Genomic DNA, 10,472 nt, shown 5'->3' with positions numbered 1-10,472 from the left:
CCTCCCCCCCAGCACCCCCCACCCTCGGGGGAAAACCTCGCCGGGGGAGAGAAAACAACCCCCCCAACACCCCCCCCCCCCCCCCCACCCCCGCCCCCCCCCGTCTTCTCCTGCGCCCCCGGTCCCCGCGGCCGAGGTCCGCCACCGGGCGCGATGGGAGAATGGAGCCAGGAGGGCGGCCCCACGGCGGTCCGCGGGAGAGGGGCCGAGGAGATGGGCACGCGCGCCGAGAGGCTGACGTGGACGCGCAACGACGCACTGGTGGCGGTCGGCGCGGCCGCCGTGGACCTCACGGGCTTCGCCTTCGACACCCAGTTCGAGGGGGCCTCCCTGGAGGTCGTGGCGGCGTTCACCGTCGTGGCCTCGTCGCTCGCGCTGCTGGCCCGGCGCCGCCACCCGGTGGTGACGCTCTGCGCGGTACTGCTGCTGGGCGCGGTGGTGAACCTGACCGCCTCGGTGTCCCCGCACTTCGGCCTCACCCCGGCCGTGGCCCTCTACTCGGTCGCGGTGGCCTGCCGGCCCTCCGCCGTGGTGGGCGCGGCCCTGGTGACGGCTCCCCTCAACAGCCTCGGGCAGGGCGGCCTGCCCTTCGACCCGGGCTTCGGCCTCCTGGCCAACACGGGAGCCACCCTGCTCGTCGTCACCACCGGCCTCCTGGTCAGGCGCTGGCAGCGGGAGACCGAGGCCAAGCGGGCCCTGCTCGCCGAACGGGCGGTGGCCGACGAACGCCGGCGCATCGCGCGGGAGCTGCACGACATCGTCGCCCACCACATCACCACCATGCAGCTGATGGCCGGCGGAGCCCGCGCCAACCTCGCCCACGACCCCGAGGCCGCCCGCGAGGCCCTGGTGACCCTGGAGGGCTCCGGCCGGATGGCCCTCGGGGAGATGCGGCAGCTGCTCGACGTGCTGCGGGCCGGGGAGGAACCGGAGACCGCCGTGCCCGCCCCGCAGCCCGGAGCCGCGGACCTGGAGCGGATCGTCGCCGAGTCCCGGGCCGCCGGGTCGGACACCGAACTCACCGTCAGCGGCCCCGCCCGCCCGCTGCCGCCCACCGTCGGCCTGACGGTGTTCCGCGTCGTCCAGGAAGCCCTCACCAACGCCCGCAAGCACGCCGGAAACGCCCCGGCCCGGGTACGGCTGGCCTACGGGCCGGACGAGGTCGCCGTCGAGATCTGCGACGAGGGCCCCGCCGACGGCGCCGCCCGCCGCCCGTACCGCGCCGGCGGGTACGGCCTCATCGGCATGCGGGAACGCGTCGCCCTGCACGGCGGCACGCTGGAGGCCGGACCCCGCGAGGACGGCGGCTTCCGGGTCGCGGTCCGCCTCCCCGTACCCGACGCCCCCGAAGCGCACCACCAGCCCCACCCGCAGCGAGAGGAACTCCGCCGATGATCCGCGTGCTGATCGCCGACGACCAGCCGCTGGTCCGGCGCGGCCTGGCCCTGATCCTGGCCCCCGACCCCGGCATCGAGGTCGTCGGCGAGGCCGCGGACGGCGCCGAGGCCGTCGCCCTCGCGCAGGAGCTGCGCCCCGACGTGGTGGTCATGGACATCCGCATGCCCGTCCTCGACGGAGTGGCCGCCACCGCGCGGCTGGCCGAAGTCCGGCCCGGGACCCGGGTGCTCGCGCTGAGCACCTTCGACATGGACGAGTACGTGGTCGCCGCGCTGCGCGCCGGGGCCTGCGGGTTCCTGCCCAAGGACGTCTCCCCGGAAGAGCTGATCGCGGCCGTCCGCACCGTCCACACCGGTGAGGCAGCGGTCGCGCCGAGGCTGCTGACCCGGCTGCTCTCCACCTACGTACGGACCGTCCCGCGCGAGCCCCGTCCCGCCCCCGAGACCCCCGACGGACTCACCCCGCGCGAGCTGGAGATCTGGCGGCTGCTCGCCCGGGGCCTGGACAACGCCGCGATAGCCGCCGAACTGGACATCACCGTCTCCACCGTCAAGAACCACCTCACCGCCGTCTTCGGGAAGCTGGGCGTCCGCGACCGGGCCCAGGCGGTCATCGCCGCGTACGAGACGGGGCTGGTCGAGGCCGAGCGGAGGAGCGGTTGAGACCCAAGTGCCCGCAGACACCCGGAATTCCCCGGGCCCTCGCACCCCTGACCAGCCAGAACACTGGATGATCTGCCGGTGCGCGGGGGGCTCCGCCCATGGCACAGTGCCAGCAGCACAGCCGCCGGACCAGGGAGCCCCCATGCGTGATCCGCACACCGCGCCGCCGGTACTCGCCGCACCGGTACTCGCCGCGCAGGCCTCCCCGCTGCCGGCCTGTCCGCGGTGCGCGGACGCGCCGGAGCGGATCTCCTGGCGCCAGCGCCCGGGCGAACCGGTCGTCCTGGTCTTCGACCCCTGCGGCCACCGCTGGACGTCCCCCGCCCCGCCCGTCCTGGCCGTCACCTTCTAACGGGCTTCGAGCAGCGCGGCGATCCGCAGGGCGAACGCCTCCTCGCCGAGGATCTCGATCCCGGCGGCCTCGGCCTTGGCCACCTTGCTCCCCGCCTTCTCCCCGGCCACCAGCAGGGTCGTCTTCCCCGACAGGGAGCTGGAGGACCGGCCGCCGGCCCGCTCGATGAGCTCGCGGACCCGGTCGCGGGTGTCGTACGCGGCCAGCGCGCCGGTCATCTTCCCGGTGACCACCACGTTCTGCCCGGCCAGCGGCCCCGCCTCCGCCCCGTCCGCCGGGGCCGCGGCCGGGGCCTGCGGTTCGACCGGGACGACGCCCGCCGCCGCCAGCTTGTCGATGACCGGGCCCAGTTCGGCGACCTGGGCAACGATCGCCGCCGCCTTCGTCTCCCCGACCAGCTCCACGGCCGTCATCGCCGCCGCGTCCGCCGCCCGGACCGCCTCCATCGTCCTGAAGTGGCGGGCGATCCGCCGGGACATGCCCCGCCCGGTCCCCACCACGCCCAGCGCGCAGAACACCCGCGACAGCGGCAGGGCCTTCGCCGCCTCGATGCGCTCCGCCAGCTTCACGGCCCGCTTCTCGCTCCCGGCGGCCCGCGCCAGCGCCGCCGGGTCCAGGGTGAACAGGTCCGCCACGTCGCGCACGCCCTCCTCCTCGACCAGGGCCCGCACGTACCGCTCGCCCAGCCCGTCGATGTCGAGCTGGTCGCGCCCGGCGGCGTACAGGATCGCGGCGATCCGCCCGCAGTCGGCGGGCTGCGCGCACCGCCACCGCTCCTGCGAACGGTCGATCTCCCCCTGACAGCCGGGGCACACCTCGGGCACGACGACCGGCCGCTCCGCCCCGGTCCGCAGCTCCACCACCGGGGCCTCCACCCGGGGTATCACGTCACCGGCCTTGTAGACCGTCACCGTGTCGCCGATCAGCAGCCCCCGGCGCGCGATGTCCGCGGGGTTGTGCAGGGTGGCGTGCCGCACCACGGAGCCGTCGACCTCCACCGGCTCCAGCACGGCGGTCGGCGCGAGCACCCCCGTACGGCCCACCGCCCAGGTCACGTCCAGCAGCCGGGTCCGCCGCTCGACGGCCGCCAGCTTGTACGCGGTCGCCCAGTGCGGGTGGCGCGAACCGGTGCCGGCCGCCGCCTGCTCGGCCAGTGAGTCCAGCTTGACGACGACCCCGTCGATCCCGAAGGGCAGCCCGGCCCGCAGCCCCGCGATCCGGTCCACCTGCTCCTGCGCCCCGGCCGCGGTGGCCGCCACCGTCAGCCCGGCCGCCGTGTCCGCGGCCGTGCGGACACCGGCCGCCGCCACGTACGCCATGACCTCGGAGTGGGTGGTGCCCGGCAGGGCGGTGCCGCCCTCCAGTTCCACCGCCCCGAAGGCCCAGAAGCTCATCTCCACCGTGTACGCGCGCCCCTTGGCCCGCAGCGTGCCCGCCGCCCCGTTGCGGGCGTTGGAGAAGGGGCCCGCCCCGTGCTCCGCGCGCGTCCGGTTCGCCCGCTCGAACTGCTCCGCCGTCAGCAGCACCTCGCCGCGCACCTCGAAGGTGGCCTCCACGGCCAGCTCCAGGGGCAGCCCGACGATGGTGCCGATGGCGTGCGAGACGTCCTCGCCGCTGGTGCCGTTCCCCCGGGTGACGAGCTGGACCAGCCGGCCCGCGCGGTAACGGGCCGCCAGCGAGGCCCCGTCCAGCTTCGGCTCCACCGCGTACCCGCCGGTGACGGGCCCGCCCAGGCGCCTGACCAGCGAGGCCTCCCAGTCCAGCAGGTCCTGCGGGCCGAAGGCGTTGGCCAGCGACAGCATCGCCGCCGTGTGCGCCACCTCCCCGCCCGCCACGGCGCCGCCCGCGACCTTGCCCGTGGGGGAGGCCGGGTCCACGTGCTCCGGGTAGGCGGCCTCGTACGCCTGGATCAGGGACACGAGCAGGTCGAAGGAGGCGTCGTCGAGGGGGGAGTCGCCCGAGCCGTAGTAGGCCGCGGAGGCCTTCACGGCGGTGGCGATGGCGTCGGCGTACTCGTCACGGTCGGCCAGTGCCGACGCGGTGGTGATCGTCATGCCGTGATCGTCGCGCACGGGTCTGACAACGGCGGGGCACGGCCGTCCCCGGCGACCTCGTATCCTGCACCTGAACACACCTGTGATCAGCATCGATGAGCCGTGCCGCGCGACGGGCGCCGGCCGGCGGGAACGGGAGAAACCTGATGGACGTGCAGCACTTCGAGCGGATCACCGCGTTCATCGAGGCCCGGCTGACCCCGCTGTTCGACGCCGAGACCGGCAGCGAGCGCGGCTTCGCGATGGACGACACCTCCCGCGCCCTGCGCGCGCTGCGCAACAGCGTGCTGGAGGCCTCCGCGGTCAAGGGGCTCATCGCGACGCGGGAGACCGCCGAGCCGCTCCTGCGCAAGGTCATCGACCAGTCGGTGGAGCACCACTGGGACGTGCTGCGCGGCATCGCCCGCCAGTGGGAGGACCACGCCGACTTCCAGCGGGAGTTCAAGCGCCACGCGTGGGAGCTCGACGGGACCCCCGCCTCCGCCTGATCCGAAGGACCCTCCTACCGGCTGGGCGCGCCGCCGATCAGGTAGCCGACGCGGCGCTCCAGCCCGCCCCAGCGGCGGTCGTGCCGGTAGGCCCGCTTGATGGTGCGGGCCCGGGTCCTGGGCCGGTGCCCGTAGAAGCGGCGCGCCCACGGTGAGGCCGGGCGGGCCAGCCGTACCGCCGCGAACAGGGCGATCATCGGGACGACCATCCCGAACACCGCGAGCCGGGGCTTGCCCTTGAACAGGGCCACCGCGGCGAGCAGCAGGTTGAACAGCACGGTGGCGCCGAGGAACAGACGGTTCGCCTGCTGGTCCTCGGTCAGCCCGTCCACGCCCAGCGGCAGGAACCCGCACAGCAGCAGGCCGGCCAGGGCGGAGGTCATGACCACCACCTCGACGCTGAGGGTGCCCTCCTCGCTCCAGTAGACGTCGCTCAGGTGCAGGATCAGCGCGAACTCGTCCAGGACCAGGCCCGTGCCCATCCCGAACAGCACGGCCGCCACCCAGGACCCCCACCCCGTACGGCCGCCCGCGATCGCTGTGAAGCCGCCGACGGTCATCAGGACCACCCCGGGGACGCAGTGGTGCACGTGGAGGCCGCCCGGGGTGACGTTGCGGAAGGGGCCCTTTCCGGCCCGGATCATCCGGGTGACGATCCGGGTCACCACGAAGGTCACCACGAACGCCGACAGCGCCAGGAGCAGCGGCAGTTTCCCCGGCTCCAGGATGTTGCGGTACCACCAGTCGCCCATGCCGTCACCCTCCCGGCCCCGGCCGCCCCGCGCACCGCGAGCACCGCCGTTCGGGCGCCCCGGGTCAGGCCTTCGCGCCGGTCCGGTCCGGCTGCGCCAGGGCCTCGGCCTCCCGGGCGGCCCGGCGGCGCAGCGCGTCCTCGTCGGTGTCCGCGTCGTAGGAGATCAGCTTCGGCAGCAGCGCGGCCAGCAGAGCCACGGACGCCACGCAGGCGAGCCCGCCGCTCCAGAAGGCCGGCCGGGTGCCCGTCCAGCCCGCCATGGTGCCGGCCCGTACCTGCCCGAGCTGGGGGCCGACGCTGTACGAGAGCACCTCGATCCCCGCGAGCCGCCCCCGCAGCTCCTCCGGGATGGTCTGGTTCCAGATCGTGGACCGGCCCAGCGCGCTCAGCATGTCGCCGGCGCCCGCCGCCGCGAGGCACAGCAGCACCAGCCAGATGTCCGAGAACCAGCCGGCCGCCGCGATGGCGAGCCCCCACGCGGCCGCTCCGAAGACCACCAGCAGCCCGTGCCGGCGAACCCCCGACACCCAGCCGCTGGTCAGGCCCAGCACCAGCGAGCCCACGGCGCCCGCCGCATACATCAGGCCCAGGGCCCACACGGCGTCCAGCTCGTCGGCCAGGAACGGGAAGATGGCGTTCGGGAACGCGAAGAACATGGCCGCCAGGTCGACGGCGTACGTGCCCAGCAGCACCGGCCGGCTCCACGCGTACCGGGCGCCCTCGGCGATGCCCCGCAGCGAGGGACGCTCCGCGCCCCCGGCCGGCGGCGCCGGACTGAGCCGCGCGCACAGCACCACGGAGACGGCGAAGCCCGTGACGGTCACCGCGTACGCCGACGCGTAGCCGGCGTAGGCCACGACGACACCGGCCAGCGCCGGACCGGCGATCGCCCCGAACTGGTAGCGCAGCGCGTTGAGCGCGGCGGCCGCGCTGAGCTGGTCGTGCGGCACGATCCGGGCCATCAGCGAGTCCAGGGCCGGACGCTGGAGGCCCGTCAGCGCCGACACCCCGGCCGCCACCACGTACAGCGGCCACAGCAGCGGGTCCGGCAGCAGCGAGTTCACCAGGAGCACCAGCGCGAGCAGCCCGAGCCCGGCCTCGGTCAGCAGGATCAGCCGGCGCCGGTCCACCGCGTCGGCCAGCGCCCCGCCGTACAGCCCGCAGACCACCAGCGGAACCAGCTCCACCGCGCCCATGGCACCGACCGCCAGCGGCGAGTCCGTCAGGTGCTTGATCTGGAGCGGCAGGGCGATCATCGCCATGAGGGAGCCGAAGAAGGTGACCGTCCCCTGGAAGAACAGCAGCCGGAAGTCACGGCCGGAATACCAGGGGGACAGGTCGGGCAGCACGGAGGCCAGGCGGGATCTACTCACGGCCGACCATCCTGCGCGGCCGCCGGACACCCGGGCAACGCATTTTCGCCCCGGACGGGTCAAAACGGCACCCGGCGCGTGGCAGCGGCCGCCGCCGGTGGCACCCATGGGTCATGCCGCCGGTGTCCCCGTTCCTGCGTACGGCCGCCGCCTACGCCTGGCGCCTGCTGGTCGTGGGCGTGTCGGTCTACGCCGTGTTCTCGCTGCTCGGCCGCTTCCACGAGATCGGCGTGGCGCTCTTCCTCGGCCTCGTCGTGACCGCCCTGCTGTCGCCGCCCGTGCGGGGCCTGGCCCGGATCCTGCCCCGCTCCGCGGCCGTCGCCGTCACCCTGGTCGGCAGCACCGTCCTGCTGCTGGGCATCCTCGCGCTGGTCGGCGAAGCGGTGGCGGGGGAGAGCGCCACCCTGGTCCGGGAGTTCCGCGAGGGCCTCGTCAGCATCGAGAAATGGCTGGAGCGCCCGCCCTTCCGGCTGGACCCGGGAGCGCTCACCGACCTCCAGGCCAAGATCGGCGAGTACCTGTCCACCCACCGCTCGACCCTGCTGAGCACGGCGGTGAGCGGAGCCGGCCACGTGGTGCAGGTGCTCACCGTGCTGGCGCTCGCGGTGTTCTCCTCGGTGTTCTTCCTGCACGGCGGCGACCGCCAGTGGGCGTGGTTCTGCGCCCAGCTGCCCGAGCGGGCGCGCGGCCGCACGGCCCTCGCCGGGGCCGCGGCGTGGCGTACGTTCACCGGGTACACGCACGGGATCGTGCTGGTGGCGGCGACCAACGCGGTGCTCGTCGGGGTCGCGCTGTACTTCCTCGGGGTGCCGCTCGCCCTCCCGCTCGCCCTGCTGGAGTTCTTCGCGGCCTTCGTGCCCCTGGTGGGATCGCCCGTCGCCCTCGCGGTCGCCGCGGTGGTGGCGCTGGCGGCGCGCGGGCCGGTCATCGCGGCGGTGGTGATCGCGCTGATCGTGGTGATCGGGCAGATCGAGGGGCACCTGCTGCACCCCCTGGTGATGAGCTGGGCCGTGCGCCTGCACCCGCTCGTGGTGGCGGTCTCGGTCATCGCCGGGGCCATCGCGGCCGGGGTGGTCGGCGCGGTGGTCGCGGTCCCGCTGGTCTCGGTGGCCTGGTCGGTCCGCTGCGCGCTGCGCTCCGAGGCCGGCGAGCCCGGGGACGAACCGCGCCCGGAGCGGCCCCCGGAGCCGGAGCCGCGGCCGGACACCGGCCCGGACGGCTGATCCGCCCCCACGCGTCTACCGTAGGACGTGGAGGTGGTTGCCATGGCAGAGCACGCCGCCGGTGCGGCGGCGCGGAAGCTGGAGGACGGCCGGCTGCTCAGGGAGCTGGAGACCATCCACCGCACGCGCCACGAGACCCTGCTGCACGGCTCGGACGACGCGCTGGCCACGCACACCCAGCGGCTGAAGGAGCTGGAGGACGAGTACGTCCGCCGCCACCCGGACCGCGCCCGTACCGCGGGCCGTACCCGCTCGGGGGCCCGCGCCCGCACGCCGGGCGAGGGCTGAGGCCGCACCCCGGCGAGGGTTGAGGCCGCACCCCCGCCGCACCCCCCGCACGCTGGTCCGCCCCGCGAATGCGCGGGGCGGCAGTGGGCTTGTGCCCGGCGGCGGCCGGGTGAAACCCCGGCGGCGGCCGCCTTCCCGTACCCACCGGACGAGGACCCTCCTATGAGTCTTCGTTGCTCCGGATGAGACATCCTTGTATCATTCGGGGCGACGGAGACTCATTTTGGTGCCCAAGGCGCCCCCTCGAACGGAATCCCATGCACACCCCCACGCAGGACCCTCGCCGCTGGATCGTCCTCGCGATCCTCTCCGGCAGCCTCCTGCTCATCTCGATGGACACCACGATCCTCAACGTGGCCTTCCCCTCGCTCGTCGCCGACCTCCAGCCCGGAGCCGTGCAGCAGCTGTGGATCATCGACGTCTACGCCCTCGCACTGTCCGGACTGCTCGTCACCGCCGGAGCCCTCGGCGACCGCTGGGGCCGCAAGCGGCTGCTGATGGCGGGCTTCGGCATCTTCTCCGCCGCCTCGCTGATCGCCGTGTTCGCCACCGAGGCCTGGCACGTGATCGCCGCCCGCGCCCTCCTCGGCGTCGGCGGCGCGGCCATCATGCCGGCCACCCTCTCGATCCTGCGCAGCGTCTTCACCGACGCCAAGGAGCGCGCCTTCGCCCTCGCCGTCTGGGCCGCCGTGTTCGGCGGCGGCATGGCCTTCGGCCCCGTCGTCGGCGGCCTCCTCGTCCAGGATCACGGCTGGCACTCCGCCTTCCTCCTGAACCTCCCCGTCGCCGCCGTGATCGTCGCGGCCGGCCTGCGCTACCTGCCCGAATCGCGCGCCCCGCGCGGCGACGGCGCCTGGGACTGGTGGGGCGTCGGACAGTCCGTCGTCGGCATGCTCGCCCTCGCGGGCGGCATCAAGCAGCTCGGCAAGAGCGGCATCGCCGACCCGCTGCCCTGGGCCCTGCTCGCCCTCGCCGCCCTCGCGCTCACCGTCTTCGTCCGCCGCCAGCTGCGCCTGGACAACCCGCTGCTCCAGGTGCGGCTGTTCGCCAAGCCCGCCTTCAGCGTCGCCGCCACCGCGATCTTCCTGCCGATGGTCGGCCTGGGCGCGGTCCTCTTCCTCGTCACCCAGTGGTTCCAGTACGGCCAGGGCTACACCCCGCTGGAGGCCGGGCTGCGGCTGCTGCCCGCCCCGCTGGCACTGATCTGCGCGTCGATGGTGGCCCCGGCACTGATGCAGCGCCACCCCATCCGGCACGTGCTGGGCGCCGGACTCGTGGTCCTCGCGGCCGGCATGGCGCTGCCCTGGACCGTCCAGCAGTTCACCGAGCCCGGCTACCCGGCCTTCGCGGCGGGCCTGACCGTCATGGGGCTCGGCGCCGGCATCGCCACCACCGTGGCCTCCGTCACTCTCGTCTCCGCCGCGCCCGCCGACCAGGTCTCCAGCGCGGCCGCCATCGAGGAGACCTGCTACGAACTGGGCTCCGCGATGGGCGTCGCCATCCTCGGCAGCACCGCCGCCGCGCTCTACCGGGGCAACCTGCCGGTGCTCGGCCTGGACGCCCCCGCCGCGAGCGCCGTACGGGACTCGGTCGGCGAGGCGGCGCACACCGCCGAGCGGCTCGGCGGCGCGGTCGGCCAGGCCCTCCTGGAGACCGCCACGCACGCCTACACCCTGGCGATCACCCCGGCCTTCCTGATGGCCGGAGCCCTGGCCGCCGCCGCCGCGGCCACCACCTGGACGCTGATCCCGCGCGACCTCCGTCCCACCGAGAACCACTGACCGGCGCTGACCGGCCGGGACCGGGGGGGGGGGGGGGGGGGGAGGGGGGGGGGGGGGGGGGGGGGGGGGGGGGGTGGGGGGGGGGGGGGGGGGGGGGGT

At 74.9% G+C, this 10,472-nt stretch carries 10 protein-coding genes; 7 read left to right on the top strand and 3 right to left on the bottom strand.

Going from position 1 to position 10,472, the window contains the following annotated elements; all coding sequences use genetic code 11:
- Positions 1 to 213: 213 nt before the first annotated feature.
- From AC07A6_RS02375 to AC07A6_RS02365, 3 genes are all read left to right on the top strand, one after another.
- Positions 214 to 1,395, top strand: a complete 1,182-nt coding sequence (locus AC07A6_RS02375; RefSeq protein ID WP_478775732.1) for a sensor histidine kinase — start codon at positions 214 to 216, stop codon at positions 1,393 to 1,395.
- Positions 1,392 to 2,060: a response regulator gene (locus AC07A6_RS02370; protein ID WP_478775731.1), complete on the top strand. Its 669-nt coding sequence runs from the start codon at positions 1,392 to 1,394 to the stop codon at positions 2,058 to 2,060. The genes AC07A6_RS02375 and AC07A6_RS02370 overlap by 4 nt, the downstream gene beginning before the upstream one ends.
- A gap of 142 nt (positions 2,061 to 2,202) precedes the next feature.
- Entirely contained in the window at positions 2,203 to 2,412 is a 210-nt protein-coding gene (locus tag AC07A6_RS02365) for a hypothetical protein (RefSeq protein WP_362458390.1), read from the top strand.
- On the opposite strand, the gene ligA is transcribed toward AC07A6_RS02365, so the two are convergent.
- Positions 2,409 to 4,466 (bottom strand): NAD-dependent DNA ligase LigA, encoded by a 2,058-nt coding sequence (ligA, locus tag AC07A6_RS02360; protein ID WP_478775730.1) that lies wholly within the window; start codon positions 4,464 to 4,466, stop codon positions 2,409 to 2,411. The two genes, AC07A6_RS02365 and ligA, sit on opposite strands and share 4 nt — an antisense overlap.
- A 146-nt stretch (positions 4,467 to 4,612) precedes the next feature.
- Here ligA and AC07A6_RS02355 point away from each other — a divergent pair, with 146 nt between their 5' ends.
- Positions 4,613 to 4,954, top strand: a complete 342-nt coding sequence (locus AC07A6_RS02355; RefSeq protein ID WP_362458419.1) for a hypothetical protein — start codon at positions 4,613 to 4,615, stop codon at positions 4,952 to 4,954.
- Positions 4,955 to 4,968: 14 nt separating this feature from the next.
- Here the strand turns inward: AC07A6_RS02355 and AC07A6_RS02350 are convergent, their stop codons facing one another.
- Positions 4,969 to 5,706: a hypothetical protein gene (locus AC07A6_RS02350; protein WP_362458421.1), complete on the bottom strand. Its 738-nt coding sequence runs from the start codon at positions 5,704 to 5,706 to the stop codon at positions 4,969 to 4,971.
- Positions 5,707 to 5,770: 64 nt separating this feature from the next.
- Positions 5,771 to 7,081, bottom strand: a complete 1,311-nt coding sequence (locus AC07A6_RS02345) for an MFS transporter (protein ID WP_478775729.1) — start codon at positions 7,079 to 7,081, stop codon at positions 5,771 to 5,773.
- A 113-nt stretch (positions 7,082 to 7,194) separates the two neighbouring features.
- On the opposite strand from AC07A6_RS02345, the gene AC07A6_RS02340 reads away from it, so the two are divergent.
- The 3 genes from AC07A6_RS02340 (at position 7,195) to AC07A6_RS02330 (ending at position 10,373) form a co-directional block, all read left to right on the top strand.
- Positions 7,195 to 8,304 (top strand): AI-2E family transporter, encoded by a 1,110-nt coding sequence (locus AC07A6_RS02340; protein WP_478775728.1) that lies wholly within the window; start codon positions 7,195 to 7,197, stop codon positions 8,302 to 8,304.
- A 42-nt stretch (positions 8,305 to 8,346) separates the two neighbouring features.
- Positions 8,347 to 8,592 (top strand): DUF6158 family protein, encoded by a 246-nt coding sequence (locus AC07A6_RS02335; protein ID WP_362458430.1) that lies wholly within the window; start codon positions 8,347 to 8,349, stop codon positions 8,590 to 8,592.
- 257 nt (positions 8,593 to 8,849) lie between these two features.
- Positions 8,850 to 10,373: an MFS transporter gene (locus AC07A6_RS02330; RefSeq protein ID WP_478775727.1), complete on the top strand. Its 1,524-nt coding sequence runs from the start codon at positions 8,850 to 8,852 to the stop codon at positions 10,371 to 10,373.
- Positions 10,374 to 10,472: the final 99 nt, after the last annotated feature.

Source organism: Streptomyces sp. NPDC044002 (genome assembly GCF_056434525.1).
The sequence above is the reverse complement of the archived record's forward strand: the minus strand, read 5'-3'. Positions and strand labels throughout refer to the sequence as shown.

Bases quoted from the DNA above. Each gene is read 5' to 3' on its own strand.
- AC07A6_RS02375 (WP_478775732.1), top strand. From the start codon at position 214: ATGGGCACGCGCGCCGAGAGGCTGACGTGGACGCGCAACGACGCACTG.
- AC07A6_RS02370 (WP_478775731.1), top strand. From the start codon at position 1,392: ATGATCCGCGTGCTGATCGCCGACGACCAGCCGCTGGTCCGGCGCGGC.
- AC07A6_RS02365 (WP_362458390.1), top strand. From the start codon at position 2,203: ATGCGTGATCCGCACACCGCGCCGCCGGTACTCGCCGCACCGGTACTC.
- ligA (WP_478775730.1), bottom strand. From the start codon at position 4,466: ATGACGATCACCACCGCGTCGGCACTGGCCGACCGTGACGAGTACGCC.
- AC07A6_RS02355 (WP_362458419.1), top strand. From the start codon at position 4,613: ATGGACGTGCAGCACTTCGAGCGGATCACCGCGTTCATCGAGGCCCGG.
- AC07A6_RS02350 (WP_362458421.1), bottom strand. From the start codon at position 5,706: ATGGGCGACTGGTGGTACCGCAACATCCTGGAGCCGGGGAAACTGCCG.
- AC07A6_RS02340 (WP_478775728.1), top strand. From the start codon at position 7,195: ATGCCGCCGGTGTCCCCGTTCCTGCGTACGGCCGCCGCCTACGCCTGG.
- AC07A6_RS02335 (WP_362458430.1), top strand. From the start codon at position 8,347: ATGGCAGAGCACGCCGCCGGTGCGGCGGCGCGGAAGCTGGAGGACGGC.
- AC07A6_RS02330 (WP_478775727.1), top strand. From the start codon at position 8,850: ATGCACACCCCCACGCAGGACCCTCGCCGCTGGATCGTCCTCGCGATC.